This window comes from Streptomyces sp. NPDC037083, assembly GCF_055606485.1.
Map to the genome: position 1 here is coordinate 65,929 of NZ_JBVJSQ010000001.1, position 23,232 is coordinate 89,160.

Sequence of the window (23,232 nt, forward strand, 5' to 3'; positions counted from 1 at the left end):
TCACTTGGCGGCGGACGGAGCGTCCTCGCCGAGCAGCTTGCCGTCCGAGGTCTCGAACTGCTTCTTGAACTCGGCAACGGCGTCGTCGATCGCCTGGATGGTGTCGTTCGACATCTTCGCGCCCTCCTTGATGGAGGTCATGAGGCCCTGCTCCTTGCGGTGCAGGTACTCCAGCAGCTCCTTCTCGAAGCGGCGGATGTCGTTGACCGGGACCTCGTCCATCTTGCCGTTGGTGCCGGCCCAGATGGAGACGACCTGGTCCTCGGTGGCCATCGGCTGGTACTGGGCCTGCTTCAGCAGCTCGACCATGCGCGAACCGCGCTCCAGCTGCGCCTTCGACGCGGCGTCCAGGTCGGAACCGAAGGCGGCGAACGCCTCCAGCTCACGGAACTGGGCGAGGTCCACGCGCAGACGGCCGGAGACCTGGCGCATCGCCTTGTGCTGCGCGGAACCGCCGACTCGGGAGACGGAGATACCGACGTTCAGCGCGGGACGCTGACCGGCGTTGAACAGGTCCGACTCCAGGAAGCACTGGCCGTCGGTGATGGAGATGACGTTGGTCGGGATGAACGCCGAGACGTCGTTGGCCTTGGTCTCGACGATCGGCAGACCGGTCATCGAGCCCGCGCCCAGGTCGTCGGAGAGCTTCGCGCAACGCTCCAGCAGACGGGAGTGCAGGTAGAAGACGTCACCCGGGTAGGCCTCGCGGCCCGGCGGGCGGCGCAGCAGCAGGGACACGGCGCGGTAGGCGTCGGCCTGCTTCGACAGGTCGTCGAAGATGATGAGGACGTGCTTGCCCTCGTACATCCACTGCTGACCGATGGCCGAACCGGTGTACGGCGCCAGGTACTTGAAGCCGGCCGGGTCGGACGCCGGGGCGGCGACGATGGTCGTGTACTCCAGCGCGCCGTTCTCCTCCAGCGCGCGGCGGACCGACGCGATGGTCGAGCCCTTCTGGCCGATGGCGACGTACACGCAGCGGACCTGCTTGTTCACGTCGCCGGTGCGCCAGTTGTCGCGCTGGTTGATGATCGTGTCGACGGCCAGGGCGGTCTTGCCGGTCTGGCGGTCGCCGATGATCAGCTGACGCTGACCACGGCCGATCGGGGTCATCGCGTCGACGGCCTTGTAGCCGGTCTCCATCGGCTCGTGCACCGACTTGCGCTGCATGACCGTGGGGGCCTGCAGCTCGAGGGCGCGGCGGCCGGACGTCTCGATCTCGCCGAGGCCGTCGATCGGGTTGCCGAGGGGGTCGACGACGCGGCCGAGGTAGCCCTCGCCGACAGCCACGGAGAGCACCTCGCCGGTACGGGTGACCGGCTGTCCCTCCTCGACACCGCTGAACTCGCCGAGGACGATGGCGCCGATTTCGCGCTCTTCCAGGTTCAGCGCGAGGCCGAGGGTGCCGTCCTCGAACTTCAGCAGTTCGCTGGCCATGGCCGAGGGGAGGCCCTCGACCTTCGCGATGCCGTCGCCGGCAAGGGTGACCGTACCGACCTCCTCGCGCGAGGCCGCGTCCGGCTTGTACGACTGGACAAAGTTCTCCAGCGCGTCCCGGATCTCCTCCGGCCGGATCGTGAGCTCCGCCATCTGGGTTCCCTGCTCTCCTTGTTGGGCCCGAAGTTTCTTTGGGGGTCTGGGGGCGACCCCCAGGATTCTTCTGCACGGCCCAACCGGGCCGTCATGTACGTACTGCGGTCTTGAGTTGCTGCTAGCTCGCCATGCGGCGGGCGGCGTCCTCGATGCGGTCCGCCAGGGAACCGTTGATCACCTCGTCGCCGACCTGCACCCGGATCCCGCCGAGGACCGCGGGGTCCACGTCGAGGTTGAGGTGCATCGTCCGGCCGTAGAGCTTCGCGAGGGCGGCGCCGAGGCGCTGCTTCTGCGGGTCGCTCAGCGGCACCGCCGAGGTGACGACGGCGACCATGCGGTCCCGGCGCTCCGCGGCGAGCTTGGACAGGGCTTCGAGGCCCGCTTCCAGGCTACGTCCCCGGGGTGCGGTCACGAGGCGCGTCACCAGTCGCTCGGTGGCCGCGTCGGCCCGGCCCCCGAGCAGGCTGCGCAGCAGCTCGCTCTTGGCCGAGACGGTGGCCTTCCGGTCGGTCAGTGCGGCGCGCAGCTCGGTGTTGGAGGAGACGATCCGCCCGAAGCGGAACAGCTCGTCCTCGACGTCGTCGAGCGCACCGGCCTGCTGCGCGGCGGTGAGGTCCGCGATGTTCGCCAGCTCCTCCAGCACGTCCACCAGGTCGCGGGACTGCGACCAGCGGGAGCGCACCGTGCCGGACACCAGGTCGGCGGTGGTGCCGCTGATCTGGCTGCCGAGCAGGCGCTGGACCAGCTCGGCCTTGCGGTCGCCGGCCTGCGCCGGGTCGGTGAGGACCCGACGCAGCGAGACCTCGCGGTCGAGCAGCGCCGTGACGGCCGCCAGCTCGTCGGCCAGCCGCGCCGCGTCCACGGACGTGGAGTCCGTCAGCGCGTCGAGACGCTCACGGGCTGCTGCGAATGCCTCGCGGCTCGCTCCGTGTGCGGTCATCGAGACGCCTCGGCCTTCTCCTCGAGCTCGTCGAGGAAGCGGTCGATGACGCGGCTCTGGCGGGCGTGGTCCTCGAGGGACTCGCCGACGAGCTTGCCGGCCAGTTCGGTGGCGAGCTTGCCGACGTCCTGACGCAGCGCGGACGCGGCGGCCTTGCGGTCGGCCTCGATCTGGCTGTGTCCGGCGGCGACGATCTCCTCGCGCTGGCGCTGGCCTTCCGCGCGCATCTCGGTGATGAGCGTGGCGCCCTGCTCCTGCGCCTCCTGGCGCAGTCGCGCGGCCTCGTGACGGGCCTCGGCGAGCTGGGCCTTGTACTGCTCCAGAACGCTCTGAGCCTCGGTCCGAGCAATCTCGGCCTGTTCGATCCCGCCCTCGATGGCGTCGCGGCGCTCTTCCAGAACCTTGTTGATGTTCGGAAGGAGCTTCTTGCCCAGGACGAAGAACACGATCGCGAACGCGATCAGACCGATGACGAGCTCGGGGATCTCCGGGATCAGAGGATTCTGGGCCTCCTCCTCAGCCGCGATTTGCAGCAAGGGCGAGATCACATCAGTTCCTTCCGTGGAATTCTCTCGTCGGCGTGGACCGGATCAGGACGTCGGGTAGACGAAGCCCATGACCAGGCCGATCAGGGCGAGCGCCTCACAGAGCACGAAGCCGAGGATCTGGTTCTGACGGATCAGGCCGGCGGCCTCGGGCTGACGGGCCAGAGCCTGGGTGCCGTTACCGAAGATGATGCCAACGCCGACGCCGGGGCCGATGGCCGCGAGACCGTAGCCGATGGCAGCGAGGTTGCCCTTGATTTCGACCGCGGCGAGGGTGTCGAGAGCGGACATGCCGTAACTTCCTTCTCTTTACACAGGCCGGTGGGGGTTGGCCACCGGAAGTTCAGGGGGTGGTGCGGGTGCTCAGTGGTGCTCGGCGAGCGCGCCCTGGATGTAGCTGCAGGACAGGAGGATGAAGACGTAGGCCTGGAGGGCCTGGATGAACAGCTCGAAGACCGTCATCACGATGACCATCAGGAACGAGACCGCCGAGTAGGCGATGCCGATGCCGTTGAGCAGGTACCAGGTTCCGATGGTGAAGATCAGGATCAGCACGTGTCCGGCGAACATGTTGGCGAAGAGCCGGACGGCGTGCGTGAAGGGCCGGATGAACACGTTCGACAGGAACTCGAAGAACATGACCATCGGGAACACCGGGCCGAGCGACGGGTCGTAGCCGGTGATGTTCTTCCATCCGCCGATGAACCCGTGGCGCTTGAACGTCACGCTCATCCACACGATGTAGACGAGGGCGGCCAGACCGACCGGGAACGCGATGACCGCGGTGGCCGGGAACTGGGCGATCGGGACGATCGACCACAGGTTCATGATCCAGATGAAGAAGAACAGCGCGAACATCAGCGGGACGTACTTCTCGCCCTCGCGCTTGCCGATCGTCTCGTAGACGACGCCGCGGCGTACGAAGTCGTAGCCGGCCTCGCCGACCATCTGGAGCTTGCCGGGGATCAGCTTCGGCTTGTTGAAGGCCGCCCAGAAGAACCCGATGACGATGACGGTGCTCACCAGCGAGAGCAGCATCGGCTTGTTGAATTCGATGCCGCCGACCGTGAAGAGCGGCTCGAACAGGAACGAGTGCAGGCCGGGGGTCGGGAAACCGCACCCGTCGAAAATATGACAGTCGGTCTCGAAGGCGAGCGTCTTGGCGTTACTCACCGCGAGCTCCTTCAGCGTGGCGCATGGGTTCGGCAACCTCGATGTGTCGGCGCGGCCTGCGACCGCGGGACGGCACTGGACTGGACTTGCGGATTAGGGGGCGGCGACTGGGCTCCGAACCGTGAGACGTCACAGGCACGCTTGCCGCCCGCGCCAGCTCTGCCGCAGTTGTGGCGAGACCATAGCAAAAGAGCGGAAGGCCCTTTACACCGGCCCTACAGGTCACGACGACGTCCGGGCGGAGTCCGGCTCGACGTAGAGGATCTTGGACTTCATGTGCGAGCGCACCTGGGCCGCGATCCACACCAGGGTGGACGCGAGCAGCGTGAAGGCGAAGCACTTGGGATCGAAGGCCGAGGTCCCCTTGAAAGTGATCAGGACGATCATCAGCAACAGGATCTGGGTGGTGTAGAGCAGCAACCCCATCGACTGGAACAGATGAGGAAGCTGGCGCGCGGTGCGCAGCAGCACCACCAGTCCGCTGCTCATGAACAGCAGGACGAGAGCCGCGCCGAAAACGGCGCCGAGCGCTCCCTTGCCGCCGGCAACGGCGGCGCTCACCGCGACTCCCGCCACACCCGCGACAGCGGTGGGCAGGGCACAGTGCAGGAGCGTTCGTACGTCGTTGGACTGCATGGCGGCAACTCCGCAATCAAGGGGGGCAGGGTGTCGTCATGGACGAGCGTAGTCCCGGCCTGAGGGGCGAGAGACCTCACGCCGCCTCGCTCCGACGGACCGTCGTAGTGCGGCCCTTCGGCTCTATCCGGGGGTTCTCGTGAACCGTATCACAAACTATTTGATGAGGTCTTTACCTAGCTGGTGTGCTTGCTGTCACACATGAGAGTGACAGTGCGCGTCTGTGCGGATTCCCGGGGAGATTGTCTGGTATTGAGAGCCTTTGCCCTCTCCCCGTTCCCCCACGACTTGGCAATGCTCTAGTCAGATTCTTACCTTGTGCAAGGACGCGACCGGTGCGCTACGCGCGCTCGCGCTCCTGCGCGCGCACTCGCGAGGCCCGCTCCGACAGGGCGGTGCTGCCGTTCATCTTCCGGTGGGCGCCCGGCTCGCGGGCCGGGACGGTCTCCGGGGTCCGCCCGGGCGGGGCCGCCGCCACCGCGACCGCGCCGACGGAGGCCGCCACGCCCCCGCTCGGGGCCGCCGCGCGACGCCGGTAGCGCGGCGGGACGAAGGACTCGGCCCAGCGCGGCGTGCGCGGCGTGAAGCGCGGCAGCAGGAGCAGCCCCAGACCGATCGCGCTGAGGACCACGACGCCCAGGACGATCCACATCGAGGCCGAGTTCACCGAGTACGCCAGCGCGCCGAACGCGATCAGCGCCGACCAGAAGTACATGATCAGCACCGCGCGGCTGTGCGAGTGGCCGATCTCCAGCAGCCGATGGTGCAGGTGTCCGCGGTCCGCGGCGAACGGCGACTGGCCGCGCCAGGTGCGCCGTACGATCGCCAGGATGAGGTCGGCGGCCGGGATCGCGATGATCGTCAGCGGCATCACCAGCGGGATGTAGACCGGAACCATCTGGTGGACGGCGTTGCGCTCGGACCCGGAGAACAGCTTCATGACGTCCGGGTCGACCTGGCCGGTGATGGAGATCGCGCCGGCGGCCAGCACCAGCCCGATCAGCATCGAGCCCGAGTCGCCCATGAAGATCCGCGCGGGGTGCATGTTGTGCGGCAGGAAGCCCAGGCACATGCCCATCAGGATCGCCGCGAACAGCGTCGCCGGGGCGGCCGCCTCGATGCCGTACGAGTACCAGATGCGGTAGGCGTACATGAAGAACGCGGCCGACGCGATGCACACCATGCCGGCGGCGAGGCCGTCGAGGCCGTCCACGAAGTTGACGGCGTTGATGGTGATCACGACCAGCGCCACCGTCAGCAGGGTGCCCTGCCACTGGGTGAGCGCGACCGTGCCGACCCACGGCACCGGCAGCCACAGGATCGTCAGACCCTGCATGACCATGACGCCGGCGGCGATCATCTGGCCGCCCAGCTTGATCAGCGCGTCGATCTCGAACTTGTCGTCCAGAACGCCGATCAGCCAGATCAGCGCCGCCCCCGAAAGCAGGGCGCGCGGCTCGTTCGACTTCTCGAAGACCTCGTTGAGGTTGGTGAGGTGGTCGGCGACCAGCAGACCGGCGCACAGGCCGAAGAACATGGCGATCCCGCCGAGCCGCGGAGTGGGTTCCCGGTGCACGTCACGGGCCCTGATCTCCGGCATCGCTCCGGCCACGATCGCGAACTTGCGTACCGGCCCGGTCAGCAGATACGTCACCGCGGCCGTGATGCAGAGCGTCAGCAGGTATTCACGCACGGGCTTCCCCACAGGTCTCGCTGGCCATCTCAGTCCCACACCCTAGCGATCGACTACTGCACGGCGCATATGTGAGAGGACTTCCGGGTAGTCAGGATGGTTTCACGCGAGGCTGTGCGTAGAGGTGTTCGGGGGTGCGCACCAGGGTGTGCACCGAAGCCGCCTACCCCGGATCAGGCCGGATACGGCGGAAACGCCAGAGTGAGCTCGCGCACCTCCTCACGGGCCTTGCGACCCTCGATCTCGTCCCGCAGCACCCCCGCCAGCAGTGCCGCGACGCGCCGCATCTCGTCCTCCCCCATGCCCTGGGTGGTCGTCGCGGCGGTGCCCAGGCGCAGGCCGCGGACGTCCGCGTGCGGCAGCGCGCAGCAGTCCAGCACCATCCCGGCCGCCGCGAGCAGCCCGCGTGCGCCGCGGCCGTCGACGCCGAGCGGGGCGGGGTCGGCGGTGATGAGATGCGTGTCGGTCCCGCCGGTCGTGACGGCCGCGCCCTCACCCTCCAGAGCGGCCGCGAGAACCCTCGCGTTGGCGACCACCTGATGGGCGTACGCGGTGAACGCCGGTGTTGCCGCCTCGCCGAACGCGACCGCCTTCGCGGCGATGGTGTGCATCTGCGCACCGCCCTGCGTGAACGGGAACACCGCCCGGTCCACCCGCTCGGCGAGCTCGCCGCCGCACAGGATCATCCCGCCGCGCGGCCCGCGCAGCACCTTGTGGGTGGTGGCGCAGACGATGTCGGCGTACGGCACCGGGCTGGGCGCCGCTCCCCCGGCGACGAGCCCGATGGGATGGGCGGCGTCGGCGATCAGATAGGCGCCGACCTCGTCGGCCACCTCGCGGAAGAAGGCGTAGTCGATGTGGCGGGGGTAGGCGATGGACCCGCACACGATCGCCTTGGGCCGGTGGCCCCGGGCCAGCATGCGGACCTGCTCGTGGTCGATGAGCCCGGTCTCCGCGTCCACCCCGTAGGGGACGAAGTCGAACCAGCGCCCGGAGAAGTTGGCGGGCGAGCCGTGGGTGAGATGCCCGCCGTAGGGCAGCCCCAGCGCCAGGACCGTGTCGCCGGGCCGCAGCAGCGCCGCGTACGCCGCCAGCACCGCCGAGGACCCCGAGTGCGGCTGGACGTTGGCGTGCTCGGCCCCGAACAGCGCCTTGGCGCGCTCCACCGCGATGCGCTCGGCGACGTCCACGATCTCGCAGCCGCCGTGGTACCGGTTCCCCGGGTAGCCCTCCGCGTACTTGTTGGCCAGCGGCGAGCCCAGCGCGGCCAGCACGGCGGGCGAGGTGAAGTTCTCGGCGGCGACCAGCTGCAGCGTCGAGGACTGCCGCTCCCGTTCCCCGAGCAGGATCTCGGCCAGTTCGGGGTCCTGCCGGCGCAGGACATCGGCCTCGGGGACATGGGTGACCGACATGATGCACTCCGGGGCGTCGACGGTGACGTACGTCCAATGTAGGCCCGACGCCCGCGCGACGCCCCGCGTCGGCCTCCACCCGGGCGCCCGCCCGCCCCGCGTCCCGGGTCAGGCCCGCGCCGGCACCCCTGTCAGGGCCGTCACCACCGGGTCCAGCGCCTGGTGTATCTCGTCGCCGATCGAGCGGAAGAAGGGGAGCGGAGCCCCGTAGGGGTCGTAGACCTCGTCGGCCTCGAGCGTGGGGGCCAGGAGCCACCCGCGTAGAGCCGCCGCGGCGCGCACCAGCGCCCTCGCCCGCATCACCACGCCCTCGTCCAGCGGCGGGAGCGTGGCCGGGTCGATGGCGTTCACCAGGCGGGTGAACTCCTTCAGCGTGAAGGTGCGCAGACCCGCCGAATGGCCCATGGAGATGACCTGCGCGCGGTGGTCGCGGGTCGCCGTCAGGACCAGGTCGGCCATGATGACGTGCTCGTCGAGCAGTTCACGGCCGGTGAAGCCGGAGGCGTCCGCGCCGAAGTCGGCCAGCACGGTCTCCGCGTTGGCCTCCATCGGCGCGCCTTCGTGGCCCCAGGTGCCCGCGCTCTCCACGATCAGCCCGCCGCCCAGCAGGCCGAGCCGCTGCGACACGAAATGCCGGGTCAGCCGCTCGGTGATGGGCGAGCGGCAGACGTTTCCGGTGCTGACGTGGAGGATGCGGAAGGTGTCGCGCGGATACCCGAACGTCGTCGTCTGCTCCGCGGCACGTTCCCCGTTGCCTATGCCACGCCCCGCGTCAGGGGCTGTCAATTCGCCACCTCGAGGTCGGGTACGACCTTCCGCAGCTCGTCCGCGGAGATCGCGCCCTCACGCAGCAGCAGCGGCACCTCACGGCTGACGTCGACGATCGAGGACGGCACGTTGCCGGGGGTCGGGCCGCCGTCGAGGTAGACGGAGACGGAGTCGCCGAGCATCTCCTGGGCGTAGTCGCAGTTCTCCGGCGCCGGATGGCCCGTCAGGTTGGCCGAGGAGACCGCCATCGGGCCGACCTCCGTGAGCAGCTCGATGGCGACGGGGTGCAGCGGCATCCGCACGGCGACCGTGCCCCGGGTGTCGCCCAGGTCCCACTGCAGGGACGGCTGGTGCTTGGCCACGAGCGTCAGCGCGCCCGGCCAGAACGCGTCGACGAGCTCCCAGGCCAGCTCGGAGAAGTCCGTGACGAGCCCGTGCAGCGTGTTCGGGGAACCGATGAGCACGGGGGTGGGCATGTTGCGGCCCCGGCCCTTGGCCGCCAGCAGGTCGGCGACGGCCTCCGAGGAGAACGCGTCGGCGCCGATCCCGTACACCGTGTCGGTCGGGAGGACCACGAGCTCGCCACGGCGGACGGCGGACGCGGCCTCGCGCAGACCGGTCACACGGTCGGGCGCGTCGTTGGTGTCGTATCGCCGTGCCATTTAGCGAGCCTCCTCGTACACGAAGTACCTCTGCGCGTGTGCGTACGCGTCCTGCTGGGGGTCGAAAGTCCGGGGGGCGCTCACGGCATCGCCCTGCGGGCGGTGGCGAAGCGCGGTCGGTTGTTGAGGTCGGGGTGGTCGGCCGCGTCGGCCCACCCGCGCTCCTCGGTGAAGATCCACGGCACCTGGCCGCCCTGGGTGTCGGCGTGCTCGATGACGACGACGCCGCCGGGGCGCAGCAGGCGGTGCGCGGTGCGTTCGATGCCGCGGATGAGGTCGAGGCCGTCCTCGCCGGAGAACAGGGCGAGTTGGGGGTCGTAGTCACGCGCCTCGGGGGCGACGTACTCCCATTCGGTGAGCGGGATGTACGGCGGGTTGGAGACGACCAGGTCGACCTGTCCGTCGAGGTCGCGGAAGGCGTCCAGGGCGTCTCCCTGACGCAGGTCGACCCTGGACCCCTCCATGTTCTTGCGCGTCCACCGCAGGGCGTCCTCGGACAGCTCCACGGCGTGCACGCGGGAGCGCGGCACCTCCTGGGCGAGGGCGAGCGCGATGGCCCCGCTGCCGGTGCACAGGTCGACGATCCGGGGCTCGACGACGTCCATGGCGCGTACGGCGTCTATGGCCCAGCCGACGACCGACTCGGTCTCGGGGCGCGGCACGAAGACTCCGGGGCCCACCTGGAGCTCCAGGTACCGGAAGAAGGCCCGCCCGGTGATGTGCTGCAGCGGCTCGCGCTGCTCGCGCCGGGCGATGACCTCCCAGTAGCGGGCGTCGAAGTCGGAGTCCTGCACGGAGTGGAGCTGACCGCGCTTCACGCCGTGCACGAACGCGGCGAGTTCCTCCGCGTCGTTGCGCGGCGAGGGCACGCCGGCGTCGGCCAGCCGCTGGGTGGCCTGAGCTACCTCAGCGAGCAGCAGACTTCGGGGGCTTGGGGGGCGTCCCCCAAATGATTGCTGCACGCAAGTCCTCCGTGTCGTACTCGTCGTGCGTGTGTCCTGCAGCGCCTACGCGGCTGCGAGCTTGGCGGCCGAGTCCGCGTCGACGCAGGCCTGGATCACCGCGTCGAGGTCGCCGTCCAGGACCTGGTCCAGGTTGTACGACTTGAAGCCCACGCGGTGGTCCGAGATGCGGTTCTCCGGGTAGTTGTACGTGCGGATCTTCTCGGAGCGGTCGACGGTGCGGACCTGGCTGCGGCGGGCGTCGGCGGCCTCCCGCTCCGCTTCCTCCTGGGCCGCGGCCAGCAGCCTGGAGCGCAGGATACGCATCGCCTGCTCCTTGTTCTGCAGCTGGCTCTTCTCGTTCTGGCAGGAGGCGACGACTCCGGTGGGAACGTGCGTGATGCGCACCGCGGAGTCGGTGGTGTTGACGGACTGGCCGCCCGGCCCGGAGGACCGGTACACGTCGATGCGCAGATCGTTGGCGTTGATCTCGACGTCGACCTCCTCGGCCTCGGGCGTCACGAGCACGCCGGCGGCGGAGGTGTGGATCCGCCCCTGGGACTCGGTCGCGGGCACCCGCTGCACCCGGTGCACGCCGCCCTCGTACTTCAGCCGCGCCCACACGCCCTGGCCGGGCTCGGTGGCGCCCTGGCCGCCCTTGGTCTTCACGGCGACCTGGACGTCCTTGTAGCCGCCCAGCTCGGACTCGGTGGCGTCGATGATCTCGGTCTTCCACCCGACGCGCTCGGCGTAGCGCAGGTACATCCGCAGCAGGTCGCCGGCGAACAGGGCCGACTCGTCGCCGCCCGCGCCCGCCTTGATCTCCAGGATGACGTCCTTGTCGTCGGACGGGTCCCGGGGAACGAGCAGCAGCCGCAGCTTCTCCGTGAGCTCCTCGCGCTGCTTCTCCAGTTCCTTGACCTCGGCCGCGAAGTCGGGGTCGTCGGCGGCGAACTCGCGAGCGGTCTCGACGTCCTCGCCGGTCTGCTTCCAGGAGCGGTACGTGCCGACGATGGGGGTGAGCTCGGCGTAGCGCTTGTTCAGCTTGCGCGCGTTGGCCTGGTCGGCGTGGACCGACGGGTCGGCGAGCTTCTTCTCCAGGTCGGCGTGCTCTCCGAGCAACTCCTCGACGGCCTCGAACATGGTGGGCTCCTGAATGACGTACGTGGGGGAAGGGCGGGCGACCAAAAACGCCGGTCCCGGCGTGCCCCCGGGCGGGGACATGCCGTGGACCGGCGAAAAGGGGCTCGCTACTTCTTGGAGCCGGCGGCGGCCTTGCCGAAGCGGGCCTCGAAGCGGGCCACACGGCCACCGGTGTCGAGGATCTTCTGCTTGCCCGTGTAGAACGGGTGGCACTCGGAGCAGACGTCGGCGCGGATGGAACCGCTCTCGATCGTGCTGCGGGTGGTGAACGACGCGCCACAGGTGCAGCTGACCTGCGTCTCGACGTACTCGGGGTGAATGTCGCGCTTCAAGGTGTCTCCTAGTTTCGGGAGGGCGCCGGGTCGCTGCCGCGGGATACGACGAGCGTGAACCGGAGCCGACGTACCAGTCTGCCAGGACTGGCCGCATCCCCCAAAACCGGGGGGTGGGGGGATCTATTCCCCGCGGGCCGTGGCGTGGCCGAGGACCACGTCGCACACGCCCTTGCACGACGGCGCCAGGACGGCGTCAGGACCGCCTCAGGACGACGTCACGACCGCCTCAGGACGGCGTCACGACCGCCTCAGGACGACGTCACGACCCCGGACGCCTCTCCCGTCGCGTTGCCCGTCGTCGCCGTGCTCGGGATGGGCCGGTCGTTCCTCAGGGCCGTCCAGACCTGTTCGGCCTTGGCCTTCGAGACGATGACCCGGTTGGGGTTGGACGGGTCGTACAGGACCGGCATCGTGACCATGTTCATGTTGGTCGCGCTGATGCCCTTGAGGCCGTTGGCGAACGACATCAGGGAGTTCAGCGAGCCGAGGCGGGAGTCGGTCGTGACGGCCTTGGTGGCCGTGTTGGCCAGGTCGTACAGCTTGGTGCCGCTGGTGAACAGTCCGACGTGCTTGACCTGGTTGACCAGCGCCTTGATGAAGGCCTGCTGGAGCTGGATGCGGCCGAGGTCGGAGCCGTCGCCGACGCCGTGACGGGTGCGGACCAGGCCGAGGGCCTGCTCGCCGTCGAGGGTGTGCGGGCCGGCCTTGAGGTCGAGATGGCTGTCGGGGTCCTTGATGGCCTTGGTCGTGGTGACCTGGACGCCGCCGAGCTCGTCGATGAGCTTCTCGAAGCCGGCGAAGTCGACCTCGAGGTAGTGGTCCATGCGGACGCCGCTGATCGACTCGACCGTCTTCACGGCGCAGGCCGCGCCGCCCGTCGAGTACGCCGAGTTGAACATCACGTCGGACGCGGCGTCGTGCGTGCCGCCCTGGGTGTCCGTGCAGGCGGGACGGTCGATGAGGGTGTCGCGCGGGATGGACACCACGCTGGCCTTCTTGTGCCCCTCGTACACGTGAATGATCATCGCCGTGTCGGAGCGGGCGCTGCCGTCGTCGGCGCCGCCGCCCAGCTTCTTGTTGGCGCCGGAGCGGGTGTCCGAGCCGAGGACGAGGATGTTCTCGGAGCCGTTGTCGGCCTTGGCGGGCCGGTCCGTGCCCAGCGCCTGGTCGATGTCGACGCTCTTGATGTTGCCGTTGAGCTTGAGGTACAGGTAGCCCACACCGGTGCCGCCCAGCACCACGACGCCCGCGGCGGTCCACGCGGCGATCAGCAGCCCCTTGCGTCTGCCTCGCTGCTTGCGGTGGCGGGGGCCCTTGCTGCCTGCCGCCCCGCTCGTCGTTCCGGTCTCACCCGGTATGCCGGGCTCCGGCGTGCTCTCGGCGGACATGTGCTCCTCTGTTCTCGTGCAACCTCACCATCGTCACTCCGCCAGGTCAGACGGGGAAACTCGGGACAGGGTTGCACAAACGCTCCGTGCCCGGTCCGCGAGGGACCGGGCACGGAGCGTCACTCAGGTGGGCGCGGAATTCCGCGCCCACCTGCGGTTTCAGCCGAGGATGTCGTACTGCTTGAAGCTCGTGCCGAGTGATATTCCTGCGGAAAAGATCACACTGCCCGTGCTTCCGTTGCCGCGGTACAGGAAGAGCGTGCCGGCGGGGGTGCGGGCCAGCAGGTCCGCCTTGCCGTCGCCGTTGACGTCGCCGACCGTGGCGAACGCGTTGTACGTGGTGTTGCTCCAGGTGGCGACCTTGAGACCGGGTGCGAAGGCGGACGTACCGCTCACGCCCCGGCCGCGGAACAGGTACACGGCGCCGCTCGTCTTGTTACGGGCGATCAGGTCGGCCCGGCCGTCGCCGTTGAAGTCGCCGTGGCCGCGCACGACGTTGTAGTTGTTCCAGCCGGTGCCGGCCTTGACCGAGGCGCCGAGGCTGCCGTTGCCCTTGCCCGGGTTGATCCACAGGTTGCCCGCGGAGTCCACGGAGACCAGGTCCGGCAGGAAGTCGCCGGTGACGTCGCCGGGGGCGACGATCGACAGGCGGGACTTCCAGTTGTCGCCGATGAGCTGGGTGGCCCAGCTCGAGCTGGCGGGCACGTAGTGCTTCCAGAAGACGTCGCCGTCGGACGTGCGGCGCACGATCAGGTCCTGGAAGTCGTCCCGGTTGAGGTCGGACTGCAGGATGACGTTGTAGCCGCTCCAGGTGCCCCAGGACACCCGGGGGGCCAGCGAGGTGCCCTTGGAATCGAGCTCGAAAGCCTCCTGGGTGCTGGAGTTGCGCACGAACAGGTCGGCGTTGTGGTCGAAGCTCAGGTTGGTGTCGTCGACGCGCGGATAGACGGTGCCGAAGTACGACGTGACCTTGCTGAAGACGCTGTACGCGCCGCTCTCGACGCAGTCGGTCACACCCCAGGAGACGACGCCCACGAGCCGGCCGCCGACGACCAGCGGGCCGCCGGAGTCGCCGTTGCAGGCGGAGGTGGTGCCCGCGTCGCTGCCGGTGGCGGGGTCGCCCGCGCACACCATGTGGCTCTTGATGAAGTCGGCGCCGTAGTAGCCCGCGCAGGTGGTGTCGGACTGGATCGGCAGCGTGGCCGTCTTCAGGGTGTCGGAGATGTCCTGGCTGGTGGAGCTGGTGCGGCCCCAGCCGTAGACGGTCGCCTTGGTGCCGGGCAGGTACGACCCGGTGTTGCCGGCCGGGATCATCGGGATCGGCTTGGCCGCGACCGGGGCCCCGAGGGTCAGCACGGCGATGTCGTTGTCGATCGTCGACGAGTTGTACGACCAGTGGCTCCACTGGCGCCAGACGCCGGTGGCGGTGCCGCCGTGCAGGTCGCCCGAGGTCGGCAGCTGCGAGGTGCCGGTGACGATCGTGCCGTGGGCGTTCCAGTCGTAGCCCTTGACGCAGTGCGCGGCGGTGACGATCTTCGTCGGCGACACGACCGAGCCGCCGCAGAAGAAGCCGATGTCGTCACTCTCGTTGTCGGGCGTGCCGCGGTCGTCGCCGTACCACAGCTGCGCCATCCAGGGCGCCGTGGTGATGGTGGTGGTCGTTCCGCCGATGATCTTCGGGTCGACGGTGGTGCGGCTGCCGGAGGTCAGCGACTCCTTCGACGTCTGTCCCGCGACGTCGTCCCCGGCGAGGGCGATGTCGAGCCGCTTCTGCAGCTCCTTCGCCGACGGCACGGTGACCTTGGGCGCCGGCGGCGCCTCGGCCGCCTCCGCCGACGAGGTCAGCAGCGCGCCGGCGACCGCGGCGGCCAGCGCTGCCGCGGCTACCGGCAGACCGATGCGCATCCGACGTCTGTGCTTACGACCGCCCCCGGACGTGGCTGTGCCCACTCAAGTCCCCCCTCGGGATCTGAAGTTCATGCTCGGACGTTCATGCTCGAAAACATGACCGAAGGCGAGATCGTATCCTGTCGCCGGGCAACGGAAAGGGCCGCCCCCCACGTGTGGGAGCGGCCCTTGAGCACCGGTCTTAGCCGGTTCTCCGGCAGGTGTGACGGACGTCAGTCGTTGTTGCCCGGCGACGGCGTCGTCTTCTGGATCTGCAGCAGGAACTCGCCGTTCGACTTCGTCTGCTTCATCTTGTCGAGAAGCAGTTCGATCGCCTGCTGCTGGTCGAGCGCGTGCAGCACCCGGCGCAGCTTCCAGACGACGGCGAGCTCGTCGTTGCCGAGCAGGATCTCTTCCTTACGGGTGCCGGACGCGTCGACGTCCACCGCCGGGAAGATGCGCTTGTCGGCGAGCTTGCGGTCGAGCTTGAGCTCCATGTTGCCGGTGCCCTTGAACTCCTCGAAGATCACCTCGTCCATGCGGGACCCGGTGTCCACCAGCGCGGTGGCGAGGATGGTCAGCGAGCCGCCGTCCTCGATGTTGCGGGCCGCACCGAAGAAGCGCTTCGGCGGGTACAGGGCGGTCGAGTCGACACCACCGGACAGGATGCGGCCGGAGGCGGGCGCGGCGAGGTTGTACGCACGGCCCAGACGCGTGATCGAGTCGAGCAGCACGACGACGTCGTGGCCCAGCTCCACCAGACGCTTGGCGCGCTCGATGGCGAGCTCGGCGACCGTGGTGTGGTCCTCGGCCGGGCGGTCGAAGGTCGAGGAGATGACCTCGCCCTTGACCGACCGCTGCATGTCGGTGACCTCTTCCGGACGCTCGTCGACCAGGACGACCATCAGGTGGCACTCGGGGTTGTTGTGCGTGATCGCGTTGGCGATGGCCTGCATGATCATGGTCTTGCCGGTCTTCGGCGGGGCCACGATCAGACCGCGCTGGCCCTTGCCGATCGGCGACACGAGGTCGATGATCCGGGTGGTCAGCACGCCCGGGTCCGTCTCCAGACGGAGGCGGTCCTGCGGGTACAGCGGGGTCAGCTTGTTGAACTCCGGGCGGCCGCGGCCGTGTTCGGGCGCCATGCCGTTGACGGAGTCCAGACGGACCAGCGCGTTGAACTTCTCGCGCCGCTCGCCTTCCTTGGGCTGACGGACCGCGCCGGTGACGTGGTCGCCCTTGCGCAGGCCGTTCTTGCGGACCTGGGCGAGGGAGACGTAGACGTCGTTGGGGCCCGGCAGGTAGCCCGAGGTCCGGATGAACGCGTAGTTGTCGAGGATGTCCAGGATGCCCGCGACGGGGATCAGGACGTCGTCGTCGGCGAGCTGCGGCTCCGCGGCGCCGATCTCGTCGCGCCCGCGACGGCCGCGGCGGTCGCGGTAACGGCCGCGACGGCCACGCCGGCCGCCCTCGAAGTCGTCGTCGTCCTGCGGGCCGTTGTCGCGCTGCTGACGGTCCTGACGACCGCCGCTCTGCTGCTGACCCTGCTGGCCGCCGCGCTGCTGCTGACCGCCCTGCTGGTCGTCGCCCTTGCGGCGGTCACCGCGGTCACCACGGTCACCGCGGTCGCGGCCGCGCTCACGGCGGTCACGACGACGGCCCTCGCCGCCGTCGGCGTCGCTCCGGGCGTCGCCCTGCGGCTGGGCCTGGGCCTCGGCCTGCGCCGGAGCCTCGGCCTTCGCGGCGCTCTTCGCCTCGGCGGCGACCGTCTCCGGGCTGCCCGCCTCGGCGGTGGCGCGGCGGCGACGGCGCTCGGTGGGGGCGTCGTTCCCCGCACCCGGCTGGCCGGGGATCTCGATCTGCTGCTGGGCCACGGCCTTCTCGGCGGGGGCCTCGGCCGGGGCGGCGTCCGCCTTCTTCTCGGCGGCCTCGCCCGTACGCGCCTTGGAGGTGGCGCGGCGCTTGGGCTTGGTCTCGGCGGCGTCCGCCGCGGGGGCCGCCTTCGCGGGGGCCGCGCCTCCCGCCTGCGCCTCCTTGATGACCTCGATCAGCTGGCTCTTGCGCATACGCGCGGTGCCCCTGATGCCGAGGCCGGATGCGACCTGCTGCAGCTCGGCCAGCACCATGCCCTCGAGGCCGGTACCGCGGCGCCGCCGGGAGCCTGCACCGGTGGCAGGCGCGGAGGCGTCCGTGGCGGGCGCGGCAGCGGTCTCCTCGACACGTGCGCCCATCAGATCGGTGGTGTCGCTCACGAAGGGTCCTTCCCTGGAGCGGACGTCGGCCTGTCTGGCTCGGCGACCGTTTGTGCTGTCCGACTTCGGTCCTTGCTGTGGCGAAGCCGGGGCGGTGGTCCGCCAAAGCGGCGGAAGAGTATTTGCTGGTGATGGCGCTACCGCGACGAGCCGTGACACCCAGTGTCACGTGGCGTGGTCGCACCGATTCCGGAGCGTGCCCCGAGGACCGCTCAGCGTCGCTGCACGGCGTACTGCCCAGGTACGACGTACGGAACGCAGTGCGGCTTGGGAAGCTCCCGGAAGAATGTCTGTCCCGAAGGGGGACACGAAGCACCTCGCCATGGTGGGGTCGGGTGCAGACTTGAGGTTAACACTACCGGATCCAACAAACATTCCCCCTCTCGAAATCCGGCAACCGTGCACTTCTAGATGTCGCCGGAGGGTGCGAGGGGCAGCACGCTCGCCCCCTGCAGGTCCAGGGCCAGGCGGTTCGCGGCCCAGTCCGCGCCGGCCGAGGACTCGATCTTGTCGGCCGTTCCCGCGTCGGCCAGCGCCATCACGGTGGGTCCGGCGCCGGAGATCACCGCGGGGATCCCGTCGGCGCGCAGCCGCTCCACCAGTGCCGCGCTCTCCGGCATGGCCGGCGCGCGGTACTCCTGGTGCAGGCGGTCCTCGGTGGCGGGGAGCAACAGTTCCGGACGCCGGCTGAGCGCCTCGACGAGCAGAGCCGCCCGGCCCGCGTTGGCGGCTGCGTCGACGTGCGGGACGGAGCGCGGGAGCAGTCCGCGCGCGGTCTCGGTCAGCACCGGCTTTCCGGGCACGAAAACCACCGGAACGATGGAATCGGCGGGCTCCATCCTGATCGCCCGCGCGGCGCCGGACTCCATCCAGGACAGGGTGAATCCGCCCAGCAGACAGGCCGCCACGTTGTCCGGGTGCCCCTCGATCTCGGTCGCCAGCTCCAGCAGGGCCGCGTCGTCGAGCTTGCTCTCGCCGCCTATGGTCACCGCTCGCGCGGCGACGATCCCGGCGCAGATCGCGGCCGAGGAGGAGCCGAGGCCGCGGCCGTGCGGGATGCGGTTGGCGCAGACGATCTCCAGGCCGCGCGGCTGGCCGCCCAGGACGTCGAAGGCGGTGCGCAGGGAGCGGACGAGCAGATGCTTCTCGTCTCGCGGCAGCGTCTCGCTGCCCTCCCCCGCGATGTCGATGTGCAGCCCCGAGTCGGCCACCCGGACGACCACGTCGTCGTAGAGCCCCAGCGCGAGGCCGAAGGCGTCGAAACCCGGGCCGAGGTTGGCGCTGGTGGCGGGGACGCGCACCCGGACGGGGGCGGCGCGGAAGGCGGGACCGGCCATCTCGCGATGACTCTCCTTGAGCTGCGGGGCTGTCGAATGAGATTCGATGCGGTGTGTGAGGGCCCGGGACCGCGACGGCTACGCGGCACTGCGGCATATGCGGCAGGCGGGTTCAGTACAGCCTATCGAAGGAAGGTTCTGCGGCGACATAGGGCGCACAGGAGGCGCACGATGCGTGTCGTAAGCCCCCTGTGCACCCCCGCCGGGGAAACCTCCCCGGCGGGTCGCTCGAGGTCGCTCGAGGTGGCTCGAGGTCGCTCACCGAGCGGGCGTCGGGAAGACCCGGCCCGCTCGACGGCACCCTCGACGGCGCCCTCGGCGTCGTGCTCGACGTCGTGGCCGGCGGCACGCTCGGCGTGTCGCGCTCGACGGCACGCTCGGTGTCGCGCCGCGTCGACCGAGGCGGCTTCGAAGTCACTCGAGGCCGCCCGAGGTTGCCCGGAGTGACTCGATGTCGCCCGAGGTCGCTCGACGTCGCCCGAAGTGGCTCGATGTCGCTTACGCGAGCCCGAGACGCTCGGCCGCCGTCGCCGCGTCGACCGGGACGGTGACCGGCTGCGGTGCGCCCGCGACGGCCCAGTCGGGGTCCTTCAGACCGTTGCCGGTCACAGTGCAGACGATCTTCTGCCCCGGGTCGACCTTGCCCTGCTCGGCCGCCTTCAGCAGACCGGCCACGGACGCGGCGGACGCGGGCTCCACGAAGACGCCCTCCTGCGCGGCCAACAGCCGGTAGGCGCGCAGGATCTCACGGTCCGTCACCTCGTCGATGAAGCCGCCGGACTCCTCCTGCGCCGCCAGCGCGAACTTCCAGGAGGCGGGGTTGCCGATGCGGATGGCGGTGGCGATCGTCGACGGGTCCTTGACGATCTCGCCGCGCACGATCGGGGCGCTGCCGGAGGCCTGGAAGCCCCACATCCGGGGCGTCTGCGCGGCGATCCCGTCGGCGGCGTACTCCCGGTACCCCTTCCAGTACGCGGTGATGTTGCCCGCGTTGCCGACCGGCAGGACATGGATGTCGGGGGCGTTCCCGAGCATGTCCACGATCTCGAAGGCGGCCGTCTTCTGCCCCTCGATCCGCACCGGGTTGACCGAATTCACCAGCGCGACCGGGTAGTTGTCGCTCAGCGCACGGGCGAGCGTGAGGCAGTCGTCGAAGTTGCCGTCGACCTGGAGGATCTTCGCGCCGTGGACCAGCGCCTGGCCCATCTTGCCGAGCGCGATCTTGCCGCTCGGCACGAGGACGGCCGAGACCATGCCCGCGCGCACCGCGTAGGCGGCGGCGGAGGCGGAGGTGTTGCCGGTGGAGGCGCAGATGACGGCCTGCGCGCCCTCCTCCTTGGCCCGCGTGATGGCCATGGTCATGCCCCGGTCCTTGAAGGAGCCGGTCGGGTTGGCGCCCTCCACCTTGAGGTGGACCTCGCAGCCCGTGCGCTCGGAGAGCACCTGCGCGGGCACGAGGGGCGTGCCGCCCTCACGGAGCGTCACGACGGGCGTGCTGTCGGATACCGGCAGCCGGTCCCGGTACTCCTCGATGATTCCGCGCCACTGGTGGGTCATTGCTGGTTACTCTCCTTCAACCCGCATGATGCTGGCGACACCCCGCACGGTGTCGAGCTTGCGCAACGCCTCGACGGTCCCGGTCAGGGAGGCGTCGGACGCGCGGTGGGTGACGACGACGAGGGAGGCCTCGCCGTCCTTGCCCTGCTGTCGAACGGTATCGATCGACACCCCGTGCTCGGCGAAGACGGTCGCCACCTGGGCGAGAACACCCGGTTTGTCCGCGACGTCGAGGCTGATGTGATAGCGGGTGACGACATCGCCCATGGGCGACACCGGCAGAGCGGCATACGCCGACTCGCCGGGCCCCGTTGCCCCGCTGAGCCGGTTGCGGCAGACGGCGACGAGGTCGCCGAGCACGGCGGACGCGGTGGGCGAGCCACCCGCGCCGGGGCCGTAGAACATGAGCTGCCCGGCCGCGTCCGACTCGACGAACACGGCGTTGTAGGCGCCGCGCACGGAGGCGAGCGGATGGGTCAGCGGAATCATCGCGGGATGCACCCGCGCGGTGACGGAGGCCCCGTCTGCGGCCCGCTCACAGATGGCGAGCAGCTTGATGGTGCAGCCCATCTCCCGGGCGGACGCGAAGTCGGCGGCCGTCACCTCGGTCATGCCCTCGCGGTAGACGTCATCGAGGCGCACGCGCGTGTGGAACGCGATCCCGGCGAGGATGGCGGCCTTGGCCGCGGCGTCGAAGGCCTCGACGTCGGCGGTCGGGTCGGCCTCGGCGTACCCCAGGGCGGTGGCCTCGTCGAGGGCCTCCTGATACCCGGCGCCGGTGGAGTCCATCTTGTCGAGGATGAAGTTGGTGGTGCCGTTGACGATCCCGAGCACCCGGTTCACCTTGTCCCCGGCGAGGGACTCGCGAAGCGGCCGGATCAGCGGGATGGCGCCGGCGACGGCGGCCTCGTAGTAGAGGTCCTCGCCGTGCTCCTCGGCGGCGGCGTGCAGCGCGGCGCCGTCCTGGGCGAGGAGCGCCTTGTTCGCCGAGACGACGGAGGCGCCGTACTCGAAGGCGGTGGTGATGAGAGTACGAGCGGGCTCGATGCCGCCGATGACCTCGACGACGACGTCGATGTCCCCGCGTTTGACGAGCGCGGTGGCGTCGGTGGTGACCAGGGCGGGGTCGATGCCCTCCCGGACCCGGGACGGCCGCCGGACGGCCACGCCGGCGAGTTCCACCGGGGCCCCGATGCGCGCGGCGAGGTCGTCGGCGTGCGTCGTCATGATGCGCGCCACCTCTGAGCCGACCACTCCACAGCCCAGCAGCGCCACCTTCAGCGGACGCGTACGCATCATCCGACCTCGTTTCCTCGTACCGTCTACGGTTGTTTCCGGTTGACCCAGTCTCACTCACCGGACCGGACTTTCTGCCCTGGGTCCGGATCGTGAGACGTCTATTTCATTTCCTCGGGACGGCCGACCGGAGATCTTCCGCCCTCCCGCCGGCCCTCCCCCGGCCGTTGCCGCCACCGCCCCGGCGGCTGCGCGCGCCACCGCGTGTACGGCAGCCCCGGCTCCGCGCCACCGCGGTCGCAGCGGCCTCGGCTGCGGTCCCGCCGCTCTCAGCCGACGTCGAGCCGCAGCAGATCCTCCTCCGTCTCCCGCCGCACGACGACCCGCGACTCTCCCTCGTGCACGGCGACGACCGGCGGCCGCAGCACATGGTTGTAGTTGCTGGCCATCGACCGGCAGTACGCGCCCGTGGCGGGCACGGCGATGAGGTCACCCGGTGCCAGGTCGGAGGGCAGGAACGCGTCCTTGACCACGATGTCCCCGCTCTCGCAGTGCTTGCCCACGACCCGCGCCAGCATCGGCTCGGCGTCGGAGGTGCGCGAGACGAGCGCGACGCTGTACTCGGCGTCGTACAGCGCCGTACGGATGTTGTCCGACATGCCGCCGTCGACGGAGACGTACGTCCGCAGCCCGTCGAGCGGCTTGACGGTGCCCACCTCGTACAGGGTGAACGCGGTCGGCCCGACGATCGCGCGCCCCGGCTCGACGGAGATGCGCGGGGTACGGAGCCGGGCGGCCTCACACTCCCGGGTGACGATCTCGGTCAGCGCCTTGGCGATCTCGTGCGGCTCGCTCGGGTCGTCGGCACTCGTGTACGCGATCCCGAGCCCGCCGCCGAGGTCGATCTCGGGCAGCTCGACCCCGTGCTCGTCCCGGATGTCCTTGAGGAGTCCGACGACCCGGTGCGCGGCGACCTCGAAACCGGACATGTCGAAGATCTGCGACCCGATGTGCGAGTGGATCCCGATCAGCTCCAGCCCGTCGAGCTGCAGCGCGCGCCGAACGGCCTCCGCGGCCTGCCCGCCGGCGAGCGGGATCCCGAACTTCTGGTCCTCGTGAGCGGTGGCGATGAACTCGTGCGTGTGCGCCTCGACGCCCACGGTGATCCGGATCTGGACCCGCTGCCGCCTGCCCAGCGACTGCGCGATGTGCGCGACCCGCACGATCTCCTGGAACGAGTCGAGGACGATCCGCCCGACCCCGGCGTCGACGGCCCGGTGGATCTCGTCCGTGGACTTGTTGTTGCCGTGGAAGGCGATCCGGTCGGCGGGCATGCCGGCGGACAGGGCGGTGGTGAGTTCGCCCCCGGAGCAGACGTCGAGGTTGAGCCCCTCCTCGTGCAGCCACCGCACGACGGCCCGGGACAGGAACGCCTTGCCGGCGTAGAAGACGTCGGCGTCGGCCCCGAACGCGGTGCGCCAGGCCCGGGCCCGGTCGCGGAAGTCGGCCTCGTCGAGGATGTAGGCCGGGGTGCCGTGCTGCTCGGCGAGCGTGACGACGTCGACGCCGCCGACGGTCACGACACCGTCGGCGTCACGACCGACGGTCCGCGCCCACACCTTGGGGTCGAGGGCGTTGAGGTCGGCGGGCGGAGCGGAGTAGTGGCCCTCGGGCAGGACGTCGGCGTGACGGGGCCCGGCGGGGTGGGCGGAACGGCTCATCTGGGCGTGCTCT

At 69.9% G+C, this 23,232-nt stretch carries 20 protein-coding genes; all 20 read right to left on the bottom strand.

Features of this window, described 5'->3' with window-relative positions; translation table 11 throughout:
• A complete protein-coding gene (atpA, locus tag ACZ7DE_RS00305) occupies positions 1-1,590 on the bottom strand; it encodes a F0F1 ATP synthase subunit alpha (RefSeq protein WP_470756325.1) in 1,590 nt (529 codons plus the stop codon).
• A 121-nt stretch (positions 1,591-1,711) separates the two neighbouring features.
• Entirely contained in the window at positions 1,712-2,533 is an 822-nt protein-coding gene (locus ACZ7DE_RS00310; RefSeq protein WP_470756327.1) for a F0F1 ATP synthase subunit delta, read from the bottom strand.
• A complete protein-coding gene (locus ACZ7DE_RS00315; protein WP_107448729.1) occupies positions 2,530-3,078 on the bottom strand; it encodes a F0F1 ATP synthase subunit B in 549 nt (182 codons plus the stop codon). Before ACZ7DE_RS00315 ends, ACZ7DE_RS00310 begins: the two co-directional genes overlap by 4 nt.
• Positions 3,079-3,123: 45 nt before the next feature.
• Positions 3,124-3,369, bottom strand: a complete 246-nt coding sequence (locus tag ACZ7DE_RS00320; RefSeq protein WP_020131181.1) for an ATP synthase subunit c family protein — start codon at positions 3,367-3,369, stop codon at positions 3,124-3,126.
• Positions 3,370-3,441: 72 nt separating this feature from the next.
• The gene (gene atpB / locus ACZ7DE_RS00325; protein WP_470756329.1) at positions 3,442-4,251 is read right to left on the bottom strand and encodes a F0F1 ATP synthase subunit A; all 810 of its coding nucleotides are present in this window, start codon (positions 4,249-4,251) and stop codon (positions 3,442-3,444) included.
• 222 nt (positions 4,252-4,473) lie between these two features.
• Positions 4,474-4,887: a hypothetical protein gene (locus tag ACZ7DE_RS00330; protein WP_470756331.1), complete on the bottom strand. Its 414-nt coding sequence runs from the start codon at positions 4,885-4,887 to the stop codon at positions 4,474-4,476.
• 340 nt (positions 4,888-5,227) lie between these two features.
• Complete coding sequence (locus ACZ7DE_RS00335) at positions 5,228-6,580, bottom strand: MraY family glycosyltransferase (protein ID WP_470756333.1); 1,353 nt, start codon at positions 6,578-6,580, stop codon at positions 5,228-5,230.
• 173 nt (positions 6,581-6,753) lie between these two features.
• The gene (locus ACZ7DE_RS00340) at positions 6,754-7,992 is read right to left on the bottom strand and encodes a serine hydroxymethyltransferase (RefSeq protein ID WP_470756335.1); all 1,239 of its coding nucleotides are present in this window, start codon (positions 7,990-7,992) and stop codon (positions 6,754-6,756) included.
• A gap of 108 nt (positions 7,993-8,100) precedes the next feature.
• On the bottom strand, positions 8,101-8,778 hold the full coding sequence (locus tag ACZ7DE_RS00345; RefSeq protein ID WP_470756337.1) for an arsenate reductase/protein-tyrosine-phosphatase family protein: 678 nt from the start codon (positions 8,776-8,778) through the stop codon (positions 8,101-8,103).
• A complete protein-coding gene (locus ACZ7DE_RS00350; protein ID WP_470756339.1) occupies positions 8,775-9,422 on the bottom strand; it encodes an L-threonylcarbamoyladenylate synthase in 648 nt (215 codons plus the stop codon). The genes ACZ7DE_RS00345 and ACZ7DE_RS00350 overlap by 4 nt, the downstream gene beginning before the upstream one ends.
• An 80-nt stretch (positions 9,423-9,502) precedes the next feature.
• Positions 9,503-10,342 carry a peptide chain release factor N(5)-glutamine methyltransferase gene (gene prmC, locus ACZ7DE_RS00355; protein ID WP_470757889.1) on the bottom strand — a complete coding sequence of 280 codons (840 nt, stop codon included), beginning with the start codon at positions 10,340-10,342 and terminating at the stop codon, positions 9,503-9,505.
• Between the two features lie 87 nt (positions 10,343-10,429).
• The gene (prfA, locus tag ACZ7DE_RS00360; RefSeq protein ID WP_470756341.1) at positions 10,430-11,506 is read right to left on the bottom strand and encodes a peptide chain release factor 1; all 1,077 of its coding nucleotides are present in this window, start codon (positions 11,504-11,506) and stop codon (positions 10,430-10,432) included.
• A 107-nt stretch (positions 11,507-11,613) separates the two neighbouring features.
• A complete protein-coding gene (rpmE, locus tag ACZ7DE_RS00365; protein ID WP_189919687.1) occupies positions 11,614-11,838 on the bottom strand; it encodes a 50S ribosomal protein L31 in 225 nt (74 codons plus the stop codon).
• Positions 11,839-12,089: 251 nt separating this feature from the next.
• A complete protein-coding gene (locus tag ACZ7DE_RS00370) occupies positions 12,090-13,229 on the bottom strand; it encodes an LCP family protein (protein WP_470756344.1) in 1,140 nt (379 codons plus the stop codon).
• Between the two features lie 159 nt (positions 13,230-13,388).
• Positions 13,389-15,134, bottom strand: coding sequence for a trypsin-like serine protease (locus tag ACZ7DE_RS00375; protein WP_470756346.1), 1,746 nt, complete (start codon positions 15,132-15,134; stop codon positions 13,389-13,391).
• A gap of 215 nt (positions 15,135-15,349) precedes the next feature.
• A complete protein-coding gene (gene rho, locus ACZ7DE_RS00380) occupies positions 15,350-17,368 on the bottom strand; it encodes a transcription termination factor Rho (RefSeq protein ID WP_470756348.1) in 2,019 nt (672 codons plus the stop codon).
• A gap of 407 nt (positions 17,369-17,775) precedes the next feature.
• Entirely contained in the window at positions 17,776-18,705 is a 930-nt protein-coding gene (thrB, locus tag ACZ7DE_RS00385) for a homoserine kinase (protein ID WP_470756350.1), read from the bottom strand.
• Between the two features lie 498 nt (positions 18,706-19,203).
• A complete protein-coding gene (gene thrC, locus ACZ7DE_RS00390) occupies positions 19,204-20,262 on the bottom strand; it encodes a threonine synthase (RefSeq protein WP_470756352.1) in 1,059 nt (352 codons plus the stop codon).
• 6 nt (positions 20,263-20,268) lie between these two features.
• A complete protein-coding gene (locus ACZ7DE_RS00395; RefSeq protein WP_470756354.1) occupies positions 20,269-21,561 on the bottom strand; it encodes a homoserine dehydrogenase in 1,293 nt (430 codons plus the stop codon).
• A gap of 266 nt (positions 21,562-21,827) precedes the next feature.
• Positions 21,828-23,219, bottom strand: a complete 1,392-nt coding sequence (gene lysA / locus ACZ7DE_RS00400; protein ID WP_470756356.1) for a diaminopimelate decarboxylase — start codon at positions 23,217-23,219, stop codon at positions 21,828-21,830.
• Positions 23,220-23,232: the final 13 nt, after the last annotated feature.